Here is a 24,358-nt window from a genome sequence, read left to right as displayed (position 1 = left end):
ATATGAGCGCGCCTGGAGGCGGGGAATGGGGTTTTCAGTCACCTTTTGGGGCGTGCGCGGCACCATTCCCTGCCCAATGGCCTCGCATCTGGGGTTCGGTGGCAACACCTCCTGCGTCGAAGTGCAGGCGGGCAAGCAGCGGATCATCATCGACGCCGGCACCGGGCTGCGGATGCTGGGGCGCAAGCTTCTGGCCGAAGGGGTGACCGGCGCCACGCTGCTGCTGAGCCACACCCATCTCGACCACATCAGCGGCTTTCCCTTCTTCGCGCCGGCCTACACCAAGGGTTTCGGTCTTCGCGTCATCTCCGGCCATCTCAACGGCGGTCCCGACATCGAATCGGTGATGGCGCGCCAGATGGAACGGCCGCTGTTTCCGGTGCCGCTGCGCACCATGGGTGGCGATCTCAGCTTCCTCGAGGTGCCGCCCGGCCACAGCTTCAAGCTGGAGGGCGGGGTGCGCATCCACACCGCGGCGCTGAACCATCCCGACGGCGCCACCGGCTACCGGATCGAGTATCAGGGACGGTCGGTCGCCTATGTCACCGACACCGAACATGTGCCGGATCACCCCGACCGCAACATCCTGAACCTTGTCGACGGGGTGGATTTGCTGCTCTACGACTCGACCTACACCGATGAGGAATGGCGGCAGCGGATCGGCTGGGGCCACTCTACCTGGATGGAAGCGGTGCGGATCGCCCGCGCGGCCCATGTGAAGACGCTGGGCCTGTTCCACCACGATCCCGACCACGACGACGCGACGATGGAGCGGATCGAGGCGGCGGCCAAGGCAGAGTTCGCAAATTGCTTTGCCGCGCGCGAAGGCACCACCATTTCCCTCGACTGACATTCCCTGTGCATCGGGCATTATGACCGCAACCATCCTGATTCTGTTCGCCGCCACCTATCTGGGCATGGCGCTGGGCGGCTTTCCCGGCCTGCGCATCGACCGCACCGGCATCGCGCTGGTCGCAGCGATCCTGTTGCTGGCGACCGGGGCGCTGGATACCGCCGCCGCCGTGTCGGCCATCGACTTCCCGACGATCTTCATCCTGCTGGGTCTGATGATCCTGTCGGCGCAATATGCCGGCAGCGGCTTCTACGACTGGTGCGCGCTGAAGGTGGCGCAGGCGGCGAAGTCGCCGGCGCGGCTCCTTGCGGTGATCGTGCTGGTCGCCGGCGGGCTGTCGGCGGTGCTGGCGAACGACGTGGTCGTCTTCGCCATGACGCCGATGCTGTGCCTGGGCCTCCAGGCGCGCAAGCTGGACCCGCGGCCCTACCTGATCGGGCTGGCGGGCGCCGCCAACGCAGGGTCTGCGGCGACGATGATCGGGAACCCGCAGAACATCCTGATCGGGCAGGTCGGGCATCTCGATTTCTGGCGCTTCCTGGCGATCTGCGGCGGCCCGGCGCTGGCCGCCATGGCCATCGCCTATGCGACCGTCTGGCTGGTCTGGCGCGGCCGTTTCGGCATGCCCCAGGAAGGGCACGAGGGCGTCGTGCAGGCGGCGCCGAAGCTCGACCGCTGGCAGTTGGGCAAGGCGGTGGCGGCGACGCTCGTTCTGCTGATCCTGTTCACCCGCGACATCCCGCAGGAGCATGCGGTGCTGCTGATCGCCGGCATCATGATGGTGAGCCGCCGCATGGCCAGCCGCGACATGCTGGGCATGGTCGACTGGCACCTTCTGGTGCTGTTCGGCGCGCTCTTCGCGATCAACCATGCGCTGGGCCTGACCGGCATCCCGACAGCGCTGGTCAACGACCTGAGCGCGGCCGGATGGCTTCCCGACCGGCTGGCGGTGATGCTGCCGCTGTCGCTGGCCGGCAGCAACACCATCGGCAACGTTCCGGCGGTGATCCTGCTGCTGGCCGCTTGGCCGTCGCCGCCGGAAGGGGCGCTCTATGGGCTGGCGCTGCTGTCGACCCTCGCCGGCAACCTGCTGCTGCCGGGCAGCCTCGCCAACATCATCGTGGCGGAGCGGGCTGCCGCCGCCGGCGTCAAGCTGGGGTTCGTCGAGCATGCGCGCTGCGGCGTGCCGATGGCGCTGCTGTCGATGGCGGTGGCGGCGGTCTGGCTGTGGGCCGGCGGGTGGATGGGGCTGTGATGGATAGGCTGTGACCTGTGATCGGCGCGTGACTTTCGTAACCGCAAGCCCCTTCTGCCGGGTGCGACAAATGGGGTACTCTGTTCGGAGCGCCATTGTCGTGCGCCGGGGTGGGGGAGCGCTGTGGGTCTGGTCGGCCAATTCCTTGAATTTATCGAAAGTGCCCCGAACCAGTCGCTGCGATCGCTCAGCGATCGGGTGCTGCGCAAATGCCGCGAGCTGACCGGTGCCGAGGCCGGCACGGTCTTCATGCTGCGCGGGCAGGGACGGCACCGGCATCTCGATGCTGTCAGCGTGCAGAACGACGTGGTCCGCGCCAGGCCGACGCTGTTTTCGGTGCCGGTCAGCCAAGCCTCCATCGTCGGCTATGTCGCCGCGACCGGCGAGACGCTGCTGCTGGCGGATGCCTATGCCATTCCGGCGGACCGGCCCTACAGCTTCAACTCCGCCTTCGACCAGCGCACCGGCTTCCGCACCCGGTCCATCATGGCCTTCGCATTGAAGGGGTTCCGTGACCGGCCCATCGGCGTGGTGCAGCTGATCAACCGCCGCCCGCTGGAGGGGCCGCCGGCCTTTCTGCCCGATCACGAGCAGATGATCGCCCCGGTCAATCACATCGTCGGGCGGGCGCTGGAACGCGCTGCGACGCTGGAGCGGCTGACCGAACGCAACCGCGCCCTGACCAAGGAGCGCCGCCGTGTCGCCGAACTCCAGGCGGAAACGGAGCGTGCCTTCATGGTGTCGGTCAATCTGCTGGCCCGCGCCGCCGAGGTGCATGACGAGGACACCGGCAACCACATCCTGAGGGTCAACGAATACTCTTACCTGCTGGCGACCTGGGCCGGCTGCAGCCGCGCCTTCTGCCGGGAGATCCGGTTTTCCGCCGCCCTGCACGATGTCGGCAAGATGAGCGTCGATCAGGCGGTCCTGCACAAGCGGGGCCGGCTCGACGAGCGCGAGCTTGCCGAAATGCGGCGCCATCCGGTCTATGGCCACGACATCCTGGTCGCATCGGACCGGCTGAAGATGGCCGCCGAGATCGCGCTGTACCATCACGAGCAATGGGCCGGCACCGGCTATCCGTTCGGCCTGAAGGGCGAGGCAATCCCGCTCGCCGCCCGCATTGTCGCCATTGCCGACTGCTATGACGCGCTGCGCAGCGCCCGGCCCTACAAGCCGTCATTCAGCCATGAGAAGACGGTGGACATCCTGCTGAACGGTGACGACCGTCTGAATCCCAAGGTCCATTTCGATCCGCGCCTGCTGGCGCTGTTCGCCGCCCGCCATGCGGAGTTCGGCGAAATCTGGGAGCGGCTGAAGGATCAGGAAATGCAGGATGCCTGAGGGCTGACGAAAGAGGGCCGGGGCGGGTGGTCAACGACCTCCCGCCCCGGCCCTGTCTCAGGCTCAACCGCGCTCAGGCGCGGGAGTCACTCGGCCGGGTTGGTCGCGGCGAGCGCGCGGCGGCGGACCCAGCGGATGCTCTTGATCGCGAGCCACAGACCGCCGATGGCAAGACCGGTCAGCAGCAGGATCTTCGGTCCATCCTCACCGATGGCGGCGGCGGCCTCACCGAACAGGTAACCGGCGCCGGCGAAGCTCCAGGCCCAGATGCCGGCGGCGATGAAGTTCCAGAACAGGAAGCGCGACCACGGCATCCCCGAGGTGCCGATGGCGACCGACGCGATGTTGCGGACGCCGTAGAGGAAGCGGAAGACCAGGATGAAGGCGACGCCGTACTTCTCCAGCCAGCCCAGCACCCGGCAGGCGTGGGCATCGGCGGAGGGGAAACGGGCCAGCGCCTTCTTGCCCCAACGGCGGCCCAGCCAGAACCAGACCTGATCGCCCAGGAAACTGCCGACCCACACCGACCCGACCAGCCAGTAAAGATTGACGATACCGAGCTTGGCGCCCATCCCGCCAAAGATTACAAATGTTTCACCTTCAAAAAAGGCCCAGACAAAGGCCATCGGGTAAAAGGCGTTCCCCCATTCCTGCAACCACGAAATCCAGTCCAAAGCTCCCTCCGGGAGACGTCGCATGTGGGTTCGGCGTGCCCGGTGGCGCTTTGATACCGCTTTATTGTGCGATGCGGCATGTAAAGCGTGGGCTGGAAGGGATCATGACATAAAGCCGTGTGGTTTGTCTCGGAAACTTTATTGACGAAGGGACGCACCCGGCAGTGAGACTGGGGCAGTGAGACTGGCGTGTCAGAAATCCTCGCCCGAGAGCTCTCCCATCGCCTGCCGCGCGGCACGCAGCAGGGCGGGGTTCGGCTCCGTCGCACCTTCTCCGTCCTCGCAGTCGGTATCCCCCGAGTCGGGGGCGGCGCGGCGCTTCAGTTCGCGCGCCGCTTCGATCAGCAGATGGGCCAGCCGCTGATCGGGCAGCGCCTGCACCAGTGCCCGCAATTCCGCGTTGGACAGTGCTGCCGGGTCGAAGGCCGGCGGGGGAGGCGGCGGGGCCGGGGGGGCGAGCGGCAGGGTCGCGACGCTCGCCGCCATCGCCGCCGTCCGGGGCAGCGGTGCGGCTTCCCGCACCACGTCCACGGCGACTTGGGCGGCCATGGTCGAGGGGGCGGCACCCGTCGCGGAAGCCCGCGCCCGGCGCGGCTTGCGCACCGGCTCGCTTTCCGGCAGGTCGTCGAACAATAGCCGTTGGACGCTCATCGCTGCAGATGCCCCCTGCGCTCCATCGATGCCGCCAGCGCTGCGGCAGCCAATCCCGTTCACTCGCAGTTTGCGATGTGTTCTCTTTTCATTCTAGAAATCGCGGTCAGTTTGTCGAGTGGATTCTGTCGGTCTATGGCTGCAGGGCATCCTGGAAAGCCACCGCTTCCAGGAATCGCTCGGGCCGCAGCACGCGCGTGGTGCCGGCGTGGCGCACCGACAGGAGCTGACGGTCGACCGTCACCAGCCAGGGAGCCGAGCCGCCGACGGCGGCGGCCAGGAACATGTCGTCCTCCGGATCGCGGCACAGCCGACCGACCGCGGCCGGTGCGACCAGGGTCATCTCCTCGGCGATCCGATCCAGAAAAGCGCGGCGGTCGGTCGCGGCGGCGTAGCGGTCGAAGGTTGGGCGCATCAGCACCTCCCGCAGTTCCGACAGCGTTTCGCTGCTGCCGACGAGGCCGCGGTCGGCACGCACCCGCTCCACGCACCGGCGGATCGCATCGTGGCGCCGGGCAGCAGCACGTCCCAGCAGCGCATAGGCCACCAGGATGTTGGTGTCGAGCACGGCCCGGACGGGAGAGCGGGTGGCGGAGCCAAGCATGTCGGGGACGGCTTTGTCGGGACTGAGCATTGATATATTGCAGGGCTGTGTCGGTTGAAGTTGTCGGGCCTGATATGAGGCGTCTGTTGTGGGCAGGAACGCTTTGCGGTAATAAGCCGGTAAGGTGTGAACGGACTCTTTAGGACGGAAGTATCGGCATGACCAGCATCCTCGTCGTCGACGACAGCCGACTTGCGCGCAACATGGTTTCCAGCGTTATCGCCTCCTTGCGGCCCGACTGGACCATCGTCACCGCGGCGAGCGGCGAGGAGGGGCTGGAGATCGTCGGCGAGGCGCCGCCGGTCGCTGCCATCGTCGATTACAACATGCCGGGCATGGACGGGCTTGTTCTCGCCGAACGGCTGAAGGAGCGTTTCGTCGGCCTGCCGATTGGGCTGCTGACCGCCAACGTCCAGGACACGCTGAGGCGCAAGGCCGAGGCGCTGGGCGTCCGCTTCATCGCCAAGCCGATCACTTCGGACAAGATCCGCGACTTCCTCGCCGCGGCCGGGCAGTGATGGCGATGGGACAGCCCGGATCGGTTCCATCGGCGGAAGACCCGCTCCGTCTCGACGCCGACGAGGCCGACGCCATCGCCGAACTGTTCAACATCGGCATGGGCGAGCCCGCCGCCGCCCTCAGCTCCATGCTGGGGGAGGAGGTGCATCTGTCGGTACCGTCCTTCGCAGTCTCGACCCGTGCCCGCATCACCAGCGAGGTCGGCGACGAGCTGGATGGCGAGCAGCCAGTCTGCGCGGTGCGCGGCGCCTTCACCGGTCCCTTCACCGGCGAAGCGATGCTGATCTTCCCCGAGCGCGGCACGCTGGCCCTGGTCGGCCGCCTCGTCCCCGTCGATCCCGCCGCCGAGGCGCCGGGCGAGATGGAGCAGGACGCGCTGACCGAGATCGGCAACATCATCCTGAACGGCTGCCTCGCCAGCCTGTCCAACCTGATCGGCGGTGAGCTGTTGGGGGCGGTTCCGGGCTATGGCGCCGGCGCACCGGCGGCGGTCATCGGGTCCGGCACCGATCCGGTGCTGTTCGTGCGCATCGACATGGCGCTCGCCGCCGGCGATGCCAGCGGTCATGCACTGTTCCTGCTGGACATCGCATCGCTCGATGCCTTCCGCGAGGCGATCCGGCGGGCCTTGGCGGGGCTGTAAAAAGGGGGGCGCGAACGCCCCCCCGATTTCATCATCCCTCGATCTTCGAGAAGTCGGCCACCGCGTTCAGCGTCATGCGGATCTGCGTCAGCAGGCGCAGGCGGTTGGCGCGCAGGTCCTTGTCCTCCGCGTTCACCGTGACCTTGTCGAAGAAGGCGTCCACTGGCCAACGTAGTGTGGCAAGCGCCGCCATGGCGCCAGTGAAGTCTTCCGCAATCAATCGAGGGGCAGCATCGGCCAATGCGCCTTTAAGGGCTACGTATAGTGCCTTTTCCTCGTCCTGAACCAACCCGGTTTCGTTGACTGCCTGATCAAAGGCCGCGCTGTCCTTTTTCTCCTCAATGCGGACGATATTGGAGGCGCGTTTATAGGCCGCTAGCAGATTAGTGCCCTCAATTGAACCGACGAAGGTCTGCAGAGCCTTCACGCGGGCCAGCAACCGGACCAGGTCGTCCTCGCCGCCGAGCGCGAACACCGCATCCACCAGATCGTGGCGGACGCCCTGCTCGCGCAGCACCACCTTCAGGCGGTCGGCGAAGAAGGACATCAGGTCGCCGCCGACGCTGCCGGCCGGGGCGAAGCCGCTGACCTTGTAGGCGCCATGGGCCGCCGCGAAGATCTCGCCCAACTTCACCCGCAGCCCGTTCTCCAGCACCAGCCGGATCACGCCCAGCGCGGCACGGCGCAGCGCGTAGGGGTCCTTCGAGCCCGTCGGCTTCTCGTCGATGGCGAAAAAGCCGACCAGCGTGTCAATCTTGTCGGCGAGCGCCACCGAAACCGAAACCGGCGCGGTCGGGCAGTTGTCCGACGGACCCAGCGGCTTGTAATGGTCGGCGATGGCGTTGGCGACGTCGGCGCTCTCGCCCTGGCCGAGCGCGTAGTAGCGGCCCATGATCCCCTGGACCTCGGGGAACTCGCCGACCACCTCGGTCACCAGATCGGCCTTGCACAGCAGCGCGGCGCGGCTGGCGGCGTCGCTGTCGGCGCCGATGGCGCGGGCGATCTCGGCGGCCAGCAGCTGCACGCGGGTGACCTTCTCGGCCACCGTGCCCAGCTTGGCGTGGAAGGTGATCTTCTCCAGCGCCGGGACGCGGGCTTCCAGCTTGGTCTTGCGGTCCTGGTCCCAGAAGAACTTGGCGTCGGACAGGCGGGCGCGCAGCACGCGCTCGTTGCCGGCAACCACGGCCTTGCCGCCGTCCAGCGTCTCGGTGTTCGCCACGACGACGAAGCGCGGGGCCATCCGGCCGTCGGCGTCCAGCACGGCGAAATACTTCTGGTGGGTGCGCATGGAGGTGATGAGAACCTCCGACGGCACGTCCATGAAGCTCTCGTCGATGCTGCCCATCAGCACGACCGGCCATTCGACGAGGCCGGCGACCTCTTCCAGCAGCGCGTCGTCGGGCGACAGGGTCAGGCCCTGCGCGGTGGCCAACGCCTCGGCATCGGCCTTGATCTTGGCCTTGCGCTCCTCACGGTCGAGCACGACCTTGGCGGCCAGCAGCTTCTCCCGGTAATCGGCGAAGCTCTCCACCGTGAAGGCATCCGGCGCCAGGAAGCGGTGGCCGCGGGTGCTGTTGCCGAAGGCGATGCGGCCCTGGGTGCCGCCGATGTCATAGCCGCCGTCTAGCACGCGCCCGCCGAACAGGGCGATGATCGAGTGCAGCGGACGGACCCAGCGCGCGGTGCCGGTGCCCCAGCGCATCGACTTTGGCCAGGGCAGTGCGACCATGGCGGCGGGGATGATCTCCGCCAGCACCTGGGCGGTCTCGCGGCCCTTCTTCTCGGTCACTGCGAAGTAAAACACGCCCTTGCCGGTGTCGCGCTGCTCGCACTGGTCTAGGCTGTCGAGACCGGCCGACTTCAGGAAGCCGGCGACGGCCTGCTCCGGCGAACCGACGCGCGGACCCTTCTTCTCTTCTTTGACGTCTTCGGTGCGGTCCGGAAGTCCATTCACCACCAGCGCAATCCGACGAGGGGTGGACTGCTCTACGGCAGCTTGGAAGCCCAAACCAGCGGCCGCAAGCTTCTCAACGATCAGACGGCGAAAATCCAGCGCAGCTTTCGCTTGCATGCGTGCCGGAATTTCTTCCGAGAACACCTCGATGAGAAGTTCGTTATTCAGGATCTGAGCCATGTTTTTACTTCGCCCCCGTCCAGGCTTCGCAGCAGGCCTTGGCCAGCGTGCGCACGCGGCCGATATAGGCTGCGCGCTCGACAACGCTGATCACGCCGCGGGCGTCCAGCAGGTTGAACAGATGCGACGCCTTGATGCACTGGTCATAGGCGGGCAGCGCAAGGTTCTGCGCCACCAGAGCCTGGCATTCGGCCTCGGCGTCCTTGAAATGCTGGAGCAGCATGTCGGTGTTGGCGAACTCGAAATTATGCTTCGAGTATTCGATCTCGGCGCGCTTGAACACGTCGCCGTATTTCACGCCCTGGCCGTTGAAGTCCAGGTCGTAGACATTCTCCACGCCCTGCACATACATGGCGAGGCGCTCCAGCCCATAGGTCAGCTCGACGGCGACGGGGTCGCATTCGATGCCGCCGACCTGCTGGAAATAGGTGTACTGCGTCACTTCCATGCCGTCGCACCACACTTCCCAGCCCAGTCCCCAGGCGCCCAGCGTCGGGCTTTCCCAATCGTCCTCGACGAAGCGGATGTCGTGCAGCGCCGGGTCGATGCCGATGGCGCGCAGGCTGTCCAGATAAAGCTCCTGCGCGTTGGCCGGCGAGGGCTTCATGATGACCTGGTACTGGTAATAGTGCTGCAGGCGGTTCGGGTTCTCGCCATAGCGGCCGTCCTTGGGGCGGCGCGACGGCTGGACATAGGCCGCCTTCCAGGACTCAGGACCCAGCGCGCGCAGCGTGGTCGCGGGGTGGAAGGTGCCGGCGCCGACCTCCATGTCGTAGGGCTGCAGGATGACGCAACCCTGCTCCGACCAGAACTGGTGGAGCTTGAGGATCAGGGCCTGGAACGACAGGCCGCGGCGGTCGGCGGAAGTTCCGCCGTCGGAAGTCCCGATCTGGGAGGCCATGGACGGTCCACAATAGAAATGTTGAAAACGCGCCGCACGATAGGCGGGCGCCTTCGTCAAATCAAGCCGCAGCGCGGCAGATCGCGTCGCCGCGGCATCGTATCGGGGGAGGGCGGGAGGCGATTGCCCCGTCGGCAACCGTGTCAGCGGCCGTAGGGACAGGCCGGGCGGCCGCAGGACACCGCGGAGCGCGGGGCGACATAGGCGCCGCATTCCGGGCATTTCTCCATGTCCTCCGCCTCCATGGCCGGGACGGGCGCGCCGGTACTGCGCGCGGACGCGCCACCGGCCGTGCCGTCGCGCCGTCCGTGCGGAGGGGGGGCATCCTGGCGACGGGCGGCGTTGCGGGCGCGGCCGATCTCCTGCACGCGGTTGACCCAGCGCCAGCCGAACCAGACCGCGCCGATCACCAGCGCAAGAAGGATAATCTTGGACAAGGACATCATCGCCGGCAACCCGTCTGATCTCCCGCGCATTCAGCCCGCAGGTGACGGGAAGTCAAGGAAATAGACGGGAGAGTGGGGGGTGGCGGGACCGCCGCGAGAGCGTGCGGCGGTCCTGCGATAGCGACAGGCTTACTTGGCGGCGACGGCCGGGCGCCAGTTGTAGACCGGGACGACGCCATAGGTGCGGGTCATGTCGGCCTGCCGCACGCTGCGCACCAGAACCTCCGTCCCGGTGGCGACGCGGATGTCGGTGCCGAGCAGTCCGCAATCCTCCGGCACGATGTTGATGCACTGGGTGGCGTCGACCCGGCTCAGCACGATGTCGAAGGGCAGGCCGTTCACGGCATAGACGCCGAGCAGGCCGGGGGCGGAGGTCGCCGTGCGCAGGGTCACCACGCCGGCCGGCAGCGCGCGGTCGCTGGCCGCGGTCGGACGCTGATTGTGGCTTTCGTCCCAAACGGGCTTGCCCGAGGAATCCAGCTTGGACTGGGCTGCGGCGCCGCCGCTGAAACCGGAGAGGGCCAGGGTCGCGCCGCTCACCGCCGCCAGGGCCAGAATCGCCATCCGAAACCGCGACATCGTTATGCTCCGTACTAGTGTCTGTTCTTTTTGTCCGCCCGGGCCGCATGGAACGGCCGGGCATCGCCCCATTATATGGGATCCGATCAGCGGCGTCGCTCTAGCCCAGAAAGCCTACTGTGTTCGGTCAAGGTCATGCTGTGCAGTGGTGGTGCCGACAGTTCGCTCTGGACGCAGGTTCGATGCTTGTGAATGATGTTTCTTGTATCCGTTGCCGAACGGGTTTCGATAAATACGCTTCGGTTGTGAAGTTTTCGCCCCGATCTTTCCCTCGGGCGGTGTGTAGGAGGGTTCTCGCGGCATGGCTGCGCTTTTTGCTGATGATCGAGGCGGCGCGATGATGGTCCCCAGGGATGAACCGATGCTGGAAACCGCTCGCCTGATCCTGCGGCCGACCCGGGCGGAAGATTTCGATGACTGGGCGGCGATGATGGCAAATCCGGAGGGAACCGAGTTCATCGGTGGCGTGCAGTCGCGTCCGGTGGCTTGGCGCGGTTTCCTGTCGATGGCGGGTGCGTGGTCGATCCAGGGCTTCGCCATGTTCTCCGTCATCGAGAAGGAGACCGGCCGCTGGGTCGGCCGTGTTGGGCCGTGGGTGCCGGATGGCTGGCCGGGGCCGGAGATCGGCTGGGCGATCATGCCGGATCGCTGGGGCCGGGGCTATGCGGTCGAGAGCGCTGCCGCAGCCATCGACTGGGTGTTCGACCATCTCGGCTGGACCGAAGTCATTCACACCATCCATCCCCGCAACACGGCCTCGCAGGCGGTGGCGCTCAAACTGGGGGCGGAGGTGCGTGGGACAACCTTACTGCCCGAACCGGTCAACCCGCCGGAGGCGGATGTCTGGCACCAGACACGCGAGGAATGGCGTGCAAGGCGGCGTATTGCGGAGGGCGTATTGCGCTAATGCCATGCGACCTACCTTGCCGGTGTCGGGAGCGGCGGTGCCGGACTTAAAATTTCCGAGGCAATCGCCAATTCTTGTGCATTTTCACTAGAATTTTTGCGGATTGCCTATGCTATTGGTTTAGCCGTTGCATTCCATTCGCAGCAATCCTATTGGCTGACCGATTGCAGGAGGGGCCCGTAAATGGCCAAGGAACAGGCACTCGCCCTCATTAAGCGCCTCGCCACCGACGGCGAATTCCGTAATCAGCTGAACGCCCTCGATATTCAGGGCAAGCAAGCCCTGCTGGCACAGAGCGGGTTCGGCGGTGTCCTTCCCGACCATGTCCACAGCGCCGCTGCCGACGCCTTCAACTCCCTGACCGGCAAAGAGAGCGGTCTGGACAGCGCCGTGGCGGTCGAGTCGATTGCGACTGCCGCCTCGGCTTCGGCGACGTCGGCTTCCGCCACCTCCGCTTCTGCCACTTCGGCCTCTGCGACCTCCGCCTCGGCCACGTCGGCTTCCGCCACCTCTGCGTCGGCATCTCCGGGGCCCGCCTTCTCCGCCTCCGCGCAGTCGGCATCCGCCTCCGCTTCGGCTGCTTCGGCCTCGGCGACCTCCGCGTCGGCGACCTCCGCCGCTGCGCAGTCTGCGTCGGCTGTCCCGGCCCCGGCCTTCTCGGCGGTCGCCGCCCCGGCATCGGCGTTCTCGGCTGCCGCGCAGTCTGCGTCGGCTGTTCCGGCCCCGGCCTTCTCGGCGGTCGCCGCCCCGGCATCGGCGTTCTCGGCTGCCGCGCAGTCTGCGTCGGCTGTCCCGGCTCCGGCCTTCTCGGCGGTCGCCGCCCCGGCATCGGCGTTCTCGGCTGCCGCGCAGTCTGCGTCGGCTGTCCCGGCTCCGGCCTTCTCGGCGGTCGCCGCCCCGGCATCGGCGTTCTCGGCTGCCGCGCAGTCTGCGTCGGCTGTTCCGGCCCCGGCCTTCTCTGCGGTCGCCGCCCCGGCATCGGCGTTCTCGGCTGCCGCGCAGTCTGCGTCGGCTGTCCCGGCTCCGGCCTTCTCGGCGGTCGCCGCTCCGGCATCGGCGTTCTCGGCTGCCGCGCAGTCTGCGTCGGCTGTTCCGGCCCCGGCCTTCTCTGCGGTCGCCGCTCCGGCATCGGCGTTCTCGGCTGCCGCGCAGTCTGCGTCGGCTGTTCCGGCCCCGGCCTTCTCGGCTGTCGCCGCCCCGGCATCGGCGTTCTCGGCTGCCGCGCAGTCTGCGTCGGCTGTTCCGGCCCCGGCCTTCTCGGCGGTCGCCGCCCCGGCGTCGGCGTTCTCGGCTGCCGCGCAGTCTGCGTCGGCTGTCCCGGCTCCGGCTTTCTCGGCGGTCGCCGCTCCTGCTTCCGCTCATTCCGCATCGGCGATGTCGGCATCGGCAACCTCCGCGTCGGCGACGTCCGCTGCGGCGCAGTCCGCTTCGGCAACCTCCGCTGCGGCCACTCCTGGCGCGTCGGCCTCCGCATCGCAGGGCCCGGCAGCGGCTGGCGACGATCCCAAGACCGAGGCGTAATCGCATCGGGGCCGGCCTATCCTCACGGGAGACGGCCGGCCCCTCATTGTCATTACGCGTCCCGCGCCCTGCGGGGCGACAATCCATCTCCCTCCGAACCGGCCGGAACCGCGAGTCCTGATCCATCCCATGGCTGACAGCGCATCGCCCGACACCGTCTATCCGGAGTTCCCCGGCATCCGCCTGGGCGACACCGTCCACCGCGCCGCCAAGCGCTTCTTCATCGGCACCCACCGCACGGCGACGCCGGAAGAGACGCTGGCCCGCATCTCGCCCCATTTCGCCCGCTGCGGCATCACGCGGCTGGCCGACGTGACCGGGCTGGACCGTCTGGGCATCCACACCGTCATCGGGCACCGGCCAAACAGCCCGACCCTGTCGGGCAGTGCCGGCAAGGGTTTCAGCCTCGCTGCAGCGACAGTCTCTGCCGCGATGGAGGCGATCGAGTTCCACCATGCCGAGCATCTGCGCCTGCCGCATGTCGAGGCGGCGTGGAACGACCTGCCGGCCGATGGACGCATCCCGCTGGACCGCTTGCCGGGAACCAAGCACGGCTCCTTCCGTCCCGACCGGCCGGAGATCTGGACCTGGGGCTGGGACCTGATGAGCGGGCGGCCGGTCGCCGCTCCCTGGACCTCGGTCGGGCTGCACAGCATGCCGCCGGGGACCAAGCCGGGGGCCCGCAGCTTCTACGCCATGGGCACCAACGGTCTGGCCAGCGGCAACCACATCCTGGAGGCGGTCGCCGCCGGCCTCTACGAGGTGATCGAGCGCGACTCCGTGGCCTGCTGGCGCTATGCCGGCGATCGGCTCAACTGGCCGACGCCGCGGGTCAATCTGGAGAGCATCGACGCGCCGACCGTGCGCGACCTGCTGCACCGGTTCGAGCAGGCCGGCATCCGTCCGCTGCTGTTCGACGTCACGACGGACCTGGGCGTGCCGAGCTACATGGCAATCGTCTATGACCGCGAGATGCGCAAGACCGGCATGAACCGCGGCTATGGCAGCCATCTGGAGCCGGCCGTTGCCATGTGCCGCGCCCTGACCGAGGCGGTGCAGTCGCGGCTGGTCCTGATCGCCGGTTCGCGCGACGACTTCTTCCGCCGCGACCTGGTCCGCAATCAGAATGCCGACGGCAATGCCGAGATCGCGGCGCTGGAGGCGACGCCGATCAACACCGACGGGCGGCGTCACCGGAACCATGCCACCCCGACTTTCGAAGGCGACATCACCGTTCTGCTGACCGTCCTGCACCGCGCCGGGATCGAGCAGGCGCTCGTCTTCGACCTTACCCTGCCGGAGATCGGCATTCCGGTGGTGCGGATTCTGGTGCCGGGGCTGGAAGGCTACCAGTTCGACTTCTACACTCCGGGTGCCCGGCCGCTGGCTTTCGCGGACGCTCTGAAGGCACATGCGTCTCAAGCGCAAATGGGATCGGTCGCATGAAGATCTGTGTGTTCCTGGGCCCCACCATGCCGGTGGAGGATGCCCGCGCGATTCTGCCGGATGCGGTGTTCCTGCCCCCGGCGGCGCAGGCCGACATCATCAGCGCCATGACCATCCACCGGCCGGACGTGATCGCCCTGATCGACGGGGTGTTCGGTCAGTCGCTGTCGGTCTGGCACAAGGAGATCCTCTATGCCCTGCACAAGGGCGTGGCGGTCTATGGCGCGTCCAGCATGGGCGCCTTGCGGGCGGCCGAATGCCATCCCTTCGGCATGGTGCCGGTCGGCGAAGTCGCACGCGGCTATGTCGACGGCCGGCTGACCGGCGACGACGAGGTGGCGCTGGCCCATGCCGGTCCGGAAGACGGCTGGTTCCCGCTGTCGGAGCCGCTGGTGAACCTGCGTGCCAGCATGGCGGCGGCACTGGCTGCCGGGGCGGCGGACCGGGCCCTGCACGACCGGGTGATCGCCGCGGCCAAGGGGCTGTACTTCACAGAACGCACCCGCGACCGCATCTTCGCCGAAGCCGGACTGGGCGCGGAGGAAACGGACCGGCTGGAGCGCTTCCTGGAAAGCGGCGGAATCGACCAGAAGCGCCGCGATGCGGAGGTTCTGCTCAGCCATCTCGGCAGCCTCATCATGCCGCCGCGGCCGGCGCCGTTCGACTTCAACGCGTCCCATTATTTCGATGTCCTGTACGAGCGCGACCGCCGCGTCTGCCACGGCGGCAACACGGTCCCGCTGTCGGAGATCGCCTCCCACGCCGCCTTGCACCGGCCGGACTTTGCGGAAATCAACAACGCCGCACTCGGCCGCCTGCTGATCCGCCAGTTCGCGGAGGTGATGGGCGTCACGGTGGACGAGGCGGCGGTGCGGACGGAAACCCGGCGTTTCTGCGCCATGCGCGGACTCGTGGGGGCGGAGGCGCTGGCCGACTGGTGCCGCCGCAACGACCTGACCGATGACGAGTTCAGCGAACTGATGACCGAGCTGGCCATCGAACGGGCGATGCGGCTCTGGCTGGTCCCGCGCCGATTCCTGGCGCGGACGACGAAGCCGGTGCTGAACGAGCTGCGCCTGCGCGGACTCTACGAATCCACCGCGGAAGAGGCGGCGCTGGTCGAGCGCGTGATGGAGCTGCATTTCGGCGACGCCAGCCGCCAGCCCAAGGAAACGGTGGAGCAACTGCTGGCCGAGCATGTTGCCAGCACCGCCTGCCGGGTTGATGCGCCGGCCGACGTCTGGTCGTATGAATATGGCTTCAAGGACCTGCTGGACCTGCGCATCGACCTGATGCGGGCCAAGCAGGTGCGCGATCTGTTCCGCCAGCTGGCGGTGGAGGCGGAAGCGGCGCTCGTCCAGGCGGCGGCGCAGGAGCCTGCTGGAGAGGCGATGCCGGAAGAGGAGATGCAGACGTGACGAACGCTGAGGTGACCATCCGCGTGCCGACCCCGTTGCGCGGCTTCGTCGGCGGGCACGATCAGGTGACGGTGCCGGGCGCCACGGTGCGCGAGGCGCTGGCGGCTTTGACCGCCGGGCAGGATGCCTTCCGCGACCGGCTGTTCACCGCGGAGGGCGACCTGCGCCGGTTCGTGAATGTCTATCTCGGCCGCGACGATGTCCGGCGGCTGGGCGGGCTGGAAGCGGCCTTGCCGGCCGGCGCCACCCTGACCCTGATGGTCGCCCTGGCTGGCGGTTGAGGAGCCTCGCGTCATGAGCCTGAAGGACCGGCGCCTCGCCGAATTGCGCGCCCGCATCGCAGAAGTCGCCGTCGCTGACGCGCTGGCCCTGCAACGGGACGGTGCCCTGCTGGTCGATGTCCGCGAGGATGAGGAGACGGCGACGGGCAGCCCGGCCGGTGCGCTGCGCCTGCCGCGCGGCTTCCTTGAGTTGCGGATCGAGGAGAAGGCGCCCGATCCGGCGCGTCCTCTGCTGCTGATGTGTGCCGGCGGCACCCGGTCGCTGTTCGCGGCGGAGGATCTGCTGCGGCTGGGCTATCGGGACGTGCGGTCGGTCTCCGGCGGCTTTTCCGCCTGGAAGGCCAGCGGCCTGCCGGTGGAGGTGCCGCCGCAGCTCGATGCCGCCCAGCGCGAGCGCTACCGCCGCCACCTGACCATGCCGGAGGTGGGGGAGGCCGGACAGCACAGGCTGCTGCGCAGCCGTGTCGCCCTGATCGGCGCCGGCGGGCTGGGCTCGCCCATCGCGCTGTACCTCGCCGCCGCCGGGGTCGGACGCCTGACCCTGATCGACGACGACCGGGTCGAGCGCAGCAATCTTCAGCGCCAAATCCTGCATGCCGAAAGCCGGCTGGGCCAGCGCAAGGTGGAGAGCGGCCGCAGCACCCTGCTCGATCTGAACCCGACGATCGAGGTGGTGTCGCACGACACGCGGCTGGAAGCGGCCAATGTGCTGGAGCTGTTGGCCGGGCACGATGTGGTGGTCGATGGCTCGGACAATCTGCCGACACGCTATCTGGTCAACGATGCCTGCCTGCGGCTGGGCGTGCCGAACGTCTATGGCGCCATCTTCCGCTTTGAAGGGCAGGTGTCGGTGTTCGGCGGAGCGGCACCGGGCGTGCGCCCCTGTTACCGCTGCCTCTTCCCTGAACCGCCGCCGGCCGAATATGCGCCGTCCTGCGCCGAAGCCGGTGTGCTGGGCGTGCTGCCCGGCGTGATCGGCACCATCATGGCGGCAGAGACGATCAAGCTGCTGCTCGGCCTCGGCGAACCGCTGGCCGGCCGGCTGCTGCTCTATGACGGCCTGCGTGGCGAGTTCAACGAGATCGCGGTTCCGGTCGATCCGGATTGCCCGTCCTGTTCGGCCGGGGCGCACCCGGAATTGAGCGACATCGCGGCAGTGTGCGCGGGGTGATGGAGAGAGGCGGCGTGCTCCCTGTCCGGCAATCGGGCCGGCCCTTAATCAGCCCTGGGGTCGGCCCGGCGGGGGTCGGCTCCGGGGTCGCCGGGAGCGGGGCTGGGCGTTAAGCGGCCGTCTTCTGGACGATGACGCTCTGGACCAGCTTCTTCAGGGCAACGAAATCGACGGGCTTGGTCACCAGTTCGGTCGCACCGATGTCCAAGGCGCGGCGGCGGTTTTCGGAGTCGCCATAGGCGGTGACCATGATCACCGGAACATGCGGTGCTTCCGCACGAAGACACCGCAGGAAGTCGAGTCCACTCATCCCAGGCATATTGATATCGCTGAGGACAAGAACAGCTTCCGGTTGCAGGCCGGTGTTCAAGCTTTTGAGTGCCTCTTCGCCAGACGCGGCGAAATGAAGCACCAGTTCACCACGGCGCAATTCTGCGCGAAAACGCTGGCGAAACAAATCCTCGATATCCGGTTCGTCATCGACGACGAGGATTCCCAGGGTCATGTCTTTCGGCGCTCCCCTAGCGACATGGCCGTCACGGTTCGTGGCAGCGTGATCGTAAACTCGGCATGCTCGTTTTCGATGCTGGATACGTCGAAACGGCCCCTGTGTTGATGTACCACGATGTCATAGCTGAGTGAAAGTCCTAAGCCCGTTCCTTCTCCGGTAGGCTTCGTGGTGAAAAACGGAGTGAAAAGCTTTTCGATCACTGCGGTAGTCATGCCGATGCCATTGTCGCGAATTCTTATGGAAACGTCCCCTCCTCTCGTTTCGGTTGTTATTGTCAGTGCCGGTACGTAGGCAGGATCGCCGCAGGTCAGCTGTTTTTTGCGGACCGCGTAAAAGCTGTTCGTGAACAAATTAACCAGCACACGCGAGATGTCCTGTGGAACCAGCTTCACTTCACCCACCGCCGCGTCGAATCGGCGGTCCAGAGTCGCGTTGAAGCTGCGGTCCTGGGCGCGCACGGCGTGGTAGGACAGGGCCACGGCCTCTTCCACCAAGGCGTTCAGGTCGGTGGTTTGCCATTCGCCGCCGCCGCCGCGAGAATGGGCCAGCATGCTCTTGACGATGTTGTCGGCGCGCCGGCCATGGTCGGCGATCTTGCGCAGGTTGCTTTGCAGGCTGTCGACCAGTTCATCCACGTCGGTGCGGGTCGCTCCCTCCAGATGGTCGTTCAGCGGCTCCAGCAGTTCCAGCAGCTCGTCCAGCAGTTCGCCCGACAGCTCGGCGAAGTTGTTGACGAAGTTCAGCGGGTTTTTCAGCTCGTGGGCGATGCCGGCGGTCAGCTGGCCGAGCGAGGCCATCTTCTCCTGGACGATCAGCTGCTGCTGGGTCTCGCGCAGCTCCTTCAGGATTGCCTCGGCCCGCTCCTTGGCTTGGCGAAGCTCATCCTCGATGCGCTTGCGGTCGGTGATGTCGTGGTGGGTGATCACATAGCCGCCGTCCGCCCGGGGAGCCGTGCGGATGTCCAGGATGCGGCCGTTCGAGGGAACCTGGCGTTCGGAATTGATGACGCCCTTGACCAGGAAGCGGGTGCACAGCTCCGCCACCGTCTCCTCGCAGGGGACATCGCCGTAATCGCCGCGCCGGTGGTTGTAATGGAGGGTCTCGGCAACCGGGGTGCCGGGAGGGAACATGCCGGGGGGATAGTCCCACAGCCGGAAATACTCGCTGTTAGCGCCCTCCAGCCGCAAGCTGCGATCCAGCATCAGCACGCCGTTGGGCATGGCGTCGATGGCCGCCTGCAACAGTTGCCCCTGATGCGGGATCTCGGCATTGGCCGCCTGGGGGCGCATCTGGGTCAGCATCTCCATCACCGCGGGCGCGCCGCCCCAGTCCACCGGTTCGAGCAGCTGGTCGAACCACTGGATGCTGGTGTCGGCCCGGTGGCGCTTGATGCGGCGGGCCAGCGGCTGGATCGGGCCCTGCTGGCAGTGGGCATAGGCGTTGCGCTCCGCCAGCCGGGCGTCCTCCGGGATCAGCGCCATGATGTCGGACAGGGCCATCACCTCCCCGACCAATTCGTAGCCCAGCAGGCGGGCAAGCGTGCCGCTGCAATGAAGGATCACGCCGTCCCGGTGGACGATCAGGCCCGGCATCGCCGCGACCAGCTGGTCGTGATAGTTCTGCGCCCGGTCCAGCGAGGCCACGACCGACTCCTCCGGGGAGTAGGACGACAGCGGGGGCAGGGCTCGCAGCAGATCGGCTTTGTCGTCCATGAGTGGGTCCCGAAGATGTCGTCCGCAGGGCTCTGTCACTGATCCGGAAGGGTCAGGGGGCGTCCAGTGGCAGCCGCAGGATCACACAGGTTCCGCGGCCGACCTCGCTGTCGATATCGATCTCCCCGCCAAGCTTGCCGGTGACGAGATTGAACACGGCATACAGCCCCAACCCCATGCTGCCGGCGCCGCGGCGGGTGGTGGTGAAGGGCTGGAACAACCGCGGCTGGATGTCGGCGGGGATGCCCCGGCCGTTGTCGGACACGCGCAGCTCCACCCGCTCGTCGCCCATCATCCGGACCGAAACCGTGACCTGTCCCGGACGGCGGATGCTGTCCTCCGGCTGCTCGCTCTCGCTCGCACCGAAGCCGACGGGGACGGGCGCCGCCTCGAAGGCATGGGCGAAGGCGTTGGTCAGCAGGGCCAGCAGCACCTCGGTCAGCGCACCGGGATAGGTGTCGAGCGCCAGCCCGTCCGGACATTCCAGCACCAGCTCATGCCCGGCGGCGGCCGGCTGCACCTGCACCGCCAGCACGATGTCCGACAGGTAGTCGCGCAGGCCGACACGGCTGCGCGGCGAACTGGCCTTGCCCTCCGTCACCAGCTTCAGGCTCTGGATCAGGGCGGCGGCGCGTTCGATGTTGGCGACCAGCAGGGTGGAGACCTCGCTGGCGGTGCCGACATAATCCTGGAAGTCGCTCTTGCGCAGCTGTCCGCCGTTGAAGGTCATGATGATCCCCTCCGACGCCGTCTGCAAATGGGTGGCGGCGGTCAGGGCGATGCCGACGGGGGTGTTGATCTCGTGCGCGACCGCGGCGATCAGCTGGGCGATCACCGCCATCTTCTCCGCCCGGATCAGGTCGGACTGCATGCGCTCCAGGTCGGCGAGCGCCTGCTCGGCCGAATCCTTGGCCCGGCGCAGCGCTTCCGCCTGAACCTTGCGTTCGGTGATGTCGTAGAGCCAGACGATGAAGACCGGCTGGTTCTCGTAGCTGGTGCGATCGACGGACATCGCCATCCACACCGTGCGCCCGTCTTCGCGCACGTAATGGATCTCGTCCGAAACCGATAAGGCGTCCATCCCGGATGCCCGGTTCGGCAGCCGTTCCTGGACATGGCGGAACAGGGTGGGGGCGCAATGGTGCTGGAGCGTGTCGGCGGGGACGCCGAACAGGTCGGTGCAGCGCTGGTTGCAATAGACCAGATCGCCGGCTTCGGTGATGATGGCGACACCGATCGGGCTGCCGTCCAGGACCCGGCGCATGCGGGCGGCCTGGGCGCGCGACGCCGCCTCCGCCGTGCGGGTTTCCTGAAGCGCGTCGCGCAGGCGGCGCACGGACTGACAGGCCTCCAGCGTCTTGTGGATGGTGGCTTCCAGATCGGCGAAGTCGATGGGCTTGATGATGAAGTCGAAGGCGCCGCGGTTCATCGCCGCGCGCACGTTGCCAAGGTCGCCATAGGCCGACACCATGACGGCGCGGATGTCGGAATTCACCTGCGGCAGATGATCCAGCAGGGTCAGCCCGTCCATGCCGGGCATGTTGATGTCGCTCAGCACCATGTCGATGTCGGGCCGGGCGCGCAGGGTCGCCAGCGCCTCCTGCCCGTCATGGGCGAACAGGAATTCCAGTTCGCCGGTCCGGACGGCGCGGCGGAAGCGCTGCAAGATCAGCGTTTGGACGTCCCGCTCGTCGTCGACAACCAGTATCTTGCCCATCCCGCCTTCCTACCGCCAACCCGCCGGACAGGCGGGCCGTTCCGTCGGAGCCGCGTCATACGCCGATCCGTGGGCCCCACCATAAGCGTGCATCGCCCGAACGGGAAGGGCCGTGGCGTATGGCACCCCATCGGTTGTATGCCGCCATGGGCGCATGGCTGGGCCGGACCGCAAGCGGAAATCCCCTGATCCATATGGAACGTACATGCCGGAAAGGATAGCACGGGATTGCAGCACGGCCAGACGATTGTAAACGATTAGAGTCTAATCAATCTTTCGAATCATGACCGGCGGCTCTCCGGCGCCCTGGCCGGACGGGGAAACCGCCAGCGGCAAAGTGAACCAGAACGACGCCCCGGTGGCAGACTCGGCGACCGGTCCGTCCCGCGCGTCCTCCACCCCGATCCGGCCGCCCAGATGCTCGACGATCCGCTTGGCGATGGCCAGCCCCAGCCCGGTGCCGGCCGGCTTGCCGGTCAGCGCGTCGCCGGATTGGCGGAAGCGGTCGAACACCAGGTCACGGTCCTTCGCCGGCACGCCGGGGCCGCTGTCGATCACCGCCACCCGCAGGACCCCGTCCGCCAGCCGGGCGACCAGCTGGGTCCGGCCGCCGGGTGGGGTGAATTTGGCGGCGTTGGACAGCAGATTGACCACGACCTGGATCACCCGGTCCACATCGCCGCGCACCGGTGGCAGCCGTTCCGGGATGTCGACCGACAGGGCGATGCCGCGCTCGCGGAACAGCGCCTCCGTGGCGGCGACCGCCTCCGCCAAGGCCTGTCCGGCATCGATGGTCCCGATTCGCCAGTCCAGCGCACCGGCCTCGATCTTCGCCATGTCCAGCACCTGGTTGATCAGGCGGGTCAGCCGCTCGCTCTCCTTGATGATGACGGCCAGGAATTCCTGCCGCTGCTCGGAGTCCAGCTCGGGGTCGTCGTGCAGGATCTCGCTCAGCGCCCGGATCGAGGTCAGCGGCGTGCGCAGTTCGTGGGTGACGGTGGACAGGAAGTCGTCCTTCAGCCGGTCCAGCTCGGTCAGCCGCTCGTTGGCGGCGCGCAGCGCGTCGGTGGCTCGTTCCAGTTCCGCCGTCTTGCGTTCCAGCGCGCGGCTGTGGGCGATGACGTCGCTGGTCTCGTCCAGCATGCGCAGAAGCTCCGCCGCCTCCACGGCACCTGCCGAGACGGAGGAGGCCAGGGCGACGCGGGCCGATGCTCCGCCGATGGCGCCGGCCAGCAGCCGTTCGGCCAGCCGCAGCCGGTCCGGTCCGGCCGGCTCGTCCGGATCGGCGCCGTCGAAGGCACGCCCGGCACGCTGTGGACCGAGGAAGCGGGCGACCACGCGGGTGAGATCGCCGACGCTGGCCGCACTGCGCCAGTCCGGCGGCGCCTCCCGCCGTGGTGTCGCGACATCCGGGGCGGAGTGGAAGACATCGACGAACGCCGTGGCCTGCACCCGCTCCGCCGCACCCTGCCGGTCGAACAGCGACAGGCCGACATAGGCGCCGATGTTGGCGAGCGCGGTCCAGAACAGCGAATGGGCCAGCGAGTCCCAACCTTCGAGCCCGAACAGCGCGTAAGGCCGCAGGGCGGCGATTCCCCACGGCCCCTCGGTGATGAAGCCGGACGGCAACCAGCCCGAACGCGCGAAGCTGGGCAGCAGCAGGGTATAGGCCCAGACCAGCGCGCCCGCCGCCACGCCACCGATGGCGCCACGCCGGGTCGCTCCCCGCCAGTAAAGGCCGCCGATCAGTGCCGGGGCGAACTGTGCCACCGCGGCGAAGGAAATCAGCCCGATCGACACCAGAGCGTAGGCCGAGCCCGCCAGCCGGAAATAGCCGTAGCCGAACAGCAGGATCGCCACGATGGCGATGCGCCGCACCGCCAGGAGGAGCGGTGCCAGATCGGCTGAGCGTGCCAGCGCCCGCGGCCGGGTGCGCAGCAGGATCGGCATCACCAGGTCGTTGCACAGCATGGTGGACAGCGCCACCGTCTCGACCACGATCATCCCCGCCGCCGCCGACAGCCCGCCCAGGAAGGCCAGCAGCGCCAGCCAACCCGCACCGCCGTTCAGGGGGAGGGCGACCATGAACAGATCCGGGTCCATCCCTCCGCCGAACGTCAGCAGGCCGGACAGCGTCACCGGCAAAACGAACAGGTTGATCAGCAGGAGATAGAGCGGGAACAGCCAGATCGCCCTGTCGAGATGGCGTTCGTCCGTCGATTCGATGACCATCACCTGGAACTGGCGCGGCAGGCACAGCATCGCCGCGGCGGACAGGATGGTGGTGGCGACCCAGGCGCCCCATGGACCGCCGCCGGACGCGGCATGCCCAAGCGCCGCCTCGCTGCCCATCAGGCGGGCGAGGTCCGGGCGGGCGGCCGCTGCGGCGAACAGGCTGTCTAGCCCGCCGTGCAGGCCCCAGACCACGAAGATGCCGACCGCCAGGAAGGCGACCAGCTTCACCAGCGATTCGAGCGCGATGGCGGCGACCATGCCCGGATGATGCTCCGCCGCGTCGATCTGGCGGGCACCGAAGACGATGGCGAACAGCGCCATCACCGCCGCTATGAGAAAACCCTGGTCGAGGAATGGCTCGGTGGGTGCGCCCAGCCCGCCACCGGTCAGCGCGTCGAAGCTGACGGCGACCGCCTTGAGCTGCAAAGCGATGTAGGGGGTTACACCCACCGTGGCTGTCAATGCCACCAGACCGCCCAGCAAGGGGCTGTGGCCGTAGCGGCTGGCGAGGAAGTCGGCGATGGAGGTGATGCGCTGCGCCTTAGCGATGCGCAGGATCTTGCGCAACAGCAGCGGCGCCAGCAGCATCAGCAGGGTAGGGCCGAGATAGACCGGCAGGAACCCGATGCCCAGTGTCGCCGCCCGCCCGACCGACCCGTAGAAGGTCCAGGTGGTACAATAGACCCCGAGCGACAGGGCGAAGACGGTGGGCGAGGCGATGACGCTACGCCCCGCCGCTTCCCGCCGGTCGGCCCAATGGGCGATGGCGAACAGGGCGGAGAGATAGACCAGCGCGGCGATCAGGACGGCAGCCCAATCCAGCCCGGCCTCCATGC

Annotated in this window: 22 protein-coding genes; 11 read left to right on the top strand and 11 right to left on the bottom strand. The window is 67.6% G+C overall.

What is annotated here, in order from left to right; genetic code table 11:
• The first annotated feature begins 25 nt into the window (after nucleotides 1-25).
• The 3 genes from ACWPN8_RS12375 (at nucleotide 26) to ACWPN8_RS12365 (ending at nucleotide 3,452) form a co-directional block, all read left to right on the top strand.
• On the top strand, nucleotides 26-850 hold the full coding sequence (locus tag ACWPN8_RS12375; protein ID WP_109445812.1) for an MBL fold metallo-hydrolase: 825 nt from the start codon (nucleotides 26-28) through the stop codon (nucleotides 848-850).
• Nucleotides 851-872: 22 nt separating this feature from the next.
• On the top strand, nucleotides 873-2,108 hold the full coding sequence (locus ACWPN8_RS12370; protein ID WP_109445814.1) for an SLC13 family permease: 1,236 nt from the start codon (nucleotides 873-875) through the stop codon (nucleotides 2,106-2,108).
• A 123-nt stretch (nucleotides 2,109-2,231) separates the two neighbouring features.
• Nucleotides 2,232-3,452, top strand: a complete 1,221-nt coding sequence (locus ACWPN8_RS12365) for an HD domain-containing phosphohydrolase (protein ID WP_492240948.1) — start codon at nucleotides 2,232-2,234, stop codon at nucleotides 3,450-3,452.
• Between the two features lie 86 nt (nucleotides 3,453-3,538).
• Here ACWPN8_RS12365 and ACWPN8_RS12360 read toward each other — a convergent pair whose 3' ends face one another.
• From ACWPN8_RS12360 to ACWPN8_RS12350, 3 genes are all read right to left on the bottom strand, one after another.
• Entirely contained in the window at nucleotides 3,539-4,078 is a 540-nt protein-coding gene (locus ACWPN8_RS12360; protein ID WP_492240947.1) for a DedA family protein, read from the bottom strand.
• A 240-nt stretch (nucleotides 4,079-4,318) separates the two neighbouring features.
• The gene (locus tag ACWPN8_RS12355) at nucleotides 4,319-4,777 is read right to left on the bottom strand and encodes a hypothetical protein (RefSeq protein ID WP_492240946.1); all 459 of its coding nucleotides are present in this window, start codon (nucleotides 4,775-4,777) and stop codon (nucleotides 4,319-4,321) included.
• Nucleotides 4,778-4,910: 133 nt separating this feature from the next.
• Nucleotides 4,911-5,411: a putative toxin-antitoxin system toxin component, PIN family gene (locus ACWPN8_RS12350; RefSeq protein ID WP_492240945.1), complete on the bottom strand. Its 501-nt coding sequence runs from the start codon at nucleotides 5,409-5,411 to the stop codon at nucleotides 4,911-4,913.
• Nucleotides 5,412-5,539: 128 nt separating this feature from the next.
• Here ACWPN8_RS12350 and ACWPN8_RS12345 point away from each other — a divergent pair, with 128 nt between their 5' ends.
• Both ACWPN8_RS12345 and ACWPN8_RS12340 read left to right on the top strand, forming a co-directional pair.
• On the top strand, nucleotides 5,540-5,899 hold the full coding sequence (locus ACWPN8_RS12345; RefSeq protein ID WP_109445820.1) for a response regulator: 360 nt from the start codon (nucleotides 5,540-5,542) through the stop codon (nucleotides 5,897-5,899).
• Nucleotides 5,900-5,904: 5 nt separating this feature from the next.
• Nucleotides 5,905-6,543 carry a chemotaxis protein gene (locus tag ACWPN8_RS12340; RefSeq protein ID WP_492240944.1) on the top strand — a complete coding sequence of 213 codons (639 nt, stop codon included), beginning with the start codon at nucleotides 5,905-5,907 and terminating at the stop codon, nucleotides 6,541-6,543.
• Nucleotides 6,544-6,574: 31 nt separating this feature from the next.
• On the opposite strand, the gene glyS is transcribed toward ACWPN8_RS12340, so the two are convergent.
• The 4 genes from glyS to ACWPN8_RS12320 all read right to left on the bottom strand — a co-directional run bounded on the left by glyS (nucleotide 6,575) and on the right by ACWPN8_RS12320 (nucleotide 10,603).
• Entirely contained in the window at nucleotides 6,575-8,677 is a 2,103-nt protein-coding gene (gene glyS, locus ACWPN8_RS12335) for a glycine--tRNA ligase subunit beta (RefSeq protein ID WP_492240943.1), read from the bottom strand.
• 4 nt (nucleotides 8,678-8,681) lie between these two features.
• Entirely contained in the window at nucleotides 8,682-9,578 is an 897-nt protein-coding gene (locus ACWPN8_RS12330) for a glycine--tRNA ligase subunit alpha (protein ID WP_492240942.1), read from the bottom strand.
• Nucleotides 9,579-9,721: 143 nt separating this feature from the next.
• The gene (locus ACWPN8_RS12325; RefSeq protein WP_247873374.1) at nucleotides 9,722-10,021 is read right to left on the bottom strand and encodes a hypothetical protein; all 300 of its coding nucleotides are present in this window, start codon (nucleotides 10,019-10,021) and stop codon (nucleotides 9,722-9,724) included.
• A 132-nt stretch (nucleotides 10,022-10,153) separates the two neighbouring features.
• A complete protein-coding gene (locus tag ACWPN8_RS12320) occupies nucleotides 10,154-10,603 on the bottom strand; it encodes a hypothetical protein (RefSeq protein ID WP_109445826.1) in 450 nt (149 codons plus the stop codon).
• Between the two features lie 301 nt (nucleotides 10,604-10,904).
• Between ACWPN8_RS12320 and ACWPN8_RS12315 the strand changes: the two genes are divergently transcribed.
• The 6 genes from ACWPN8_RS12315 (at nucleotide 10,905) to moeB (ending at nucleotide 17,347) form a co-directional block, all read left to right on the top strand.
• Complete coding sequence (locus tag ACWPN8_RS12315; RefSeq protein ID WP_492240941.1) at nucleotides 10,905-11,510, top strand: GNAT family N-acetyltransferase; 606 nt, start codon at nucleotides 10,905-10,907, stop codon at nucleotides 11,508-11,510.
• Between the two features lie 183 nt (nucleotides 11,511-11,693).
• Nucleotides 11,694-13,031 carry a hypothetical protein gene (locus ACWPN8_RS12310; RefSeq protein WP_492240940.1) on the top strand — a complete coding sequence of 446 codons (1,338 nt, stop codon included), beginning with the start codon at nucleotides 11,694-11,696 and terminating at the stop codon, nucleotides 13,029-13,031.
• Nucleotides 13,032-13,160: 129 nt separating this feature from the next.
• A complete protein-coding gene (locus tag ACWPN8_RS12305) occupies nucleotides 13,161-14,477 on the top strand; it encodes a YcaO-like family protein (protein ID WP_109096639.1) in 1,317 nt (438 codons plus the stop codon).
• Nucleotides 14,474-15,895, top strand: coding sequence for a TfuA-like protein (locus ACWPN8_RS12300; RefSeq protein ID WP_492240939.1), 1,422 nt, complete (start codon nucleotides 14,474-14,476; stop codon nucleotides 15,893-15,895). Before ACWPN8_RS12305 ends, ACWPN8_RS12300 begins: the two co-directional genes overlap by 4 nt.
• Entirely contained in the window at nucleotides 15,892-16,176 is a 285-nt protein-coding gene (locus ACWPN8_RS12295; protein WP_247872849.1) for a MoaD/ThiS family protein, read from the top strand. The genes ACWPN8_RS12300 and ACWPN8_RS12295 overlap by 4 nt, the downstream gene beginning before the upstream one ends.
• Before the next feature lie 13 nt (nucleotides 16,177-16,189).
• On the top strand, nucleotides 16,190-17,347 hold the full coding sequence (moeB, locus tag ACWPN8_RS12290; protein WP_492240938.1) for a molybdopterin-synthase adenylyltransferase MoeB: 1,158 nt from the start codon (nucleotides 16,190-16,192) through the stop codon (nucleotides 17,345-17,347).
• A gap of 109 nt (nucleotides 17,348-17,456) precedes the next feature.
• Here the strand turns inward: moeB and ACWPN8_RS12285 are convergent, their stop codons facing one another.
• The 4 genes from ACWPN8_RS12285 to ACWPN8_RS12270 all read right to left on the bottom strand — a co-directional run bounded on the left by ACWPN8_RS12285 (nucleotide 17,457) and on the right by ACWPN8_RS12270 (nucleotide 24,356).
• Entirely contained in the window at nucleotides 17,457-17,852 is a 396-nt protein-coding gene (locus ACWPN8_RS12285) for a response regulator (RefSeq protein WP_109096642.1), read from the bottom strand.
• A complete protein-coding gene (locus tag ACWPN8_RS12280) occupies nucleotides 17,849-19,570 on the bottom strand; it encodes a PAS-domain containing protein (protein WP_492240937.1) in 1,722 nt (573 codons plus the stop codon). The genes ACWPN8_RS12285 and ACWPN8_RS12280 overlap by 4 nt, the downstream gene beginning before the upstream one ends.
• 52 nt (nucleotides 19,571-19,622) lie before the next feature.
• On the bottom strand, nucleotides 19,623-21,287 hold the full coding sequence (locus ACWPN8_RS12275; protein WP_492240936.1) for a PAS domain-containing sensor histidine kinase: 1,665 nt from the start codon (nucleotides 21,285-21,287) through the stop codon (nucleotides 19,623-19,625).
• Nucleotides 21,288-21,551: 264 nt separating this feature from the next.
• Complete coding sequence (locus tag ACWPN8_RS12270; protein WP_492240935.1) at nucleotides 21,552-24,356, bottom strand: ATP-binding protein; 2,805 nt, start codon at nucleotides 24,354-24,356, stop codon at nucleotides 21,552-21,554.
• Nucleotides 24,357-24,358 lie beyond the last annotated feature (2 nt).

This window comes from Azospirillum sp. UENF 112521, from assembly GCF_058780665.1.
The sequence above is the reverse complement of the archived record's forward strand: the minus strand, read 5'-3'. Positions and strand labels throughout refer to the sequence as shown.

Bases quoted from the DNA above. Each gene is read 5' to 3' on its own strand.
- ACWPN8_RS12375 (WP_109445812.1), top strand. From the start codon at position 26: ATGGGGTTTTCAGTCACCTTTTGGGGCGTGCGCGGCACCATTCCCTGC.
- ACWPN8_RS12370 (WP_109445814.1), top strand. From the start codon at position 873: ATGACCGCAACCATCCTGATTCTGTTCGCCGCCACCTATCTGGGCATG.
- ACWPN8_RS12360 (WP_492240947.1), bottom strand. From the start codon at position 4,078: ATGGCCTTTGTCTGGGCCTTTTTTGAAGGTGAAACATTTGTAATCTTT.
- ACWPN8_RS12355 (WP_492240946.1), bottom strand. From the start codon at position 4,777: ATGAGCGTCCAACGGCTATTGTTCGACGACCTGCCGGAAAGCGAGCCG.
- ACWPN8_RS12350 (WP_492240945.1), bottom strand. From the start codon at position 5,411: ATGCTCAGTCCCGACAAAGCCGTCCCCGACATGCTTGGCTCCGCCACC.
- ACWPN8_RS12345 (WP_109445820.1), top strand. From the start codon at position 5,540: ATGACCAGCATCCTCGTCGTCGACGACAGCCGACTTGCGCGCAACATG.
- ACWPN8_RS12340 (WP_492240944.1), top strand. From the start codon at position 5,905: ATGGGACAGCCCGGATCGGTTCCATCGGCGGAAGACCCGCTCCGTCTC.
- glyS (WP_492240943.1), bottom strand. From the start codon at position 8,677: ATGGCTCAGATCCTGAATAACGAACTTCTCATCGAGGTGTTCTCGGAA.
- ACWPN8_RS12330 (WP_492240942.1), bottom strand. From the start codon at position 9,578: ATGGCCTCCCAGATCGGGACTTCCGACGGCGGAACTTCCGCCGACCGC.
- ACWPN8_RS12325 (WP_247873374.1), bottom strand. From the start codon at position 10,021: ATGTCCTTGTCCAAGATTATCCTTCTTGCGCTGGTGATCGGCGCGGTC.
- ACWPN8_RS12320 (WP_109445826.1), bottom strand. From the start codon at position 10,603: ATGTCGCGGTTTCGGATGGCGATTCTGGCCCTGGCGGCGGTGAGCGGC.
- ACWPN8_RS12315 (WP_492240941.1), top strand. From the start codon at position 10,905: ATGGCTGCGCTTTTTGCTGATGATCGAGGCGGCGCGATGATGGTCCCC.
- ACWPN8_RS12310 (WP_492240940.1), top strand. From the start codon at position 11,694: ATGGCCAAGGAACAGGCACTCGCCCTCATTAAGCGCCTCGCCACCGAC.
- ACWPN8_RS12305 (WP_109096639.1), top strand. From the start codon at position 13,161: ATGGCTGACAGCGCATCGCCCGACACCGTCTATCCGGAGTTCCCCGGC.
- ACWPN8_RS12300 (WP_492240939.1), top strand. From the start codon at position 14,474: ATGAAGATCTGTGTGTTCCTGGGCCCCACCATGCCGGTGGAGGATGCC.
- moeB (WP_492240938.1), top strand. From the start codon at position 16,190: ATGAGCCTGAAGGACCGGCGCCTCGCCGAATTGCGCGCCCGCATCGCA.
- ACWPN8_RS12285 (WP_109096642.1), bottom strand. From the start codon at position 17,852: ATGACCCTGGGAATCCTCGTCGTCGATGACGAACCGGATATCGAGGAT.
- ACWPN8_RS12280 (WP_492240937.1), bottom strand. From the start codon at position 19,570: ATGGACGACAAAGCCGATCTGCTGCGAGCCCTGCCCCCGCTGTCGTCC.
- ACWPN8_RS12275 (WP_492240936.1), bottom strand. From the start codon at position 21,287: ATGGGCAAGATACTGGTTGTCGACGACGAGCGGGACGTCCAAACGCTG.
- ACWPN8_RS12270 (WP_492240935.1), bottom strand. From the start codon at position 24,356: ATGGAGGCCGGGCTGGATTGGGCTGCCGTCCTGATCGCCGCGCTGGTC.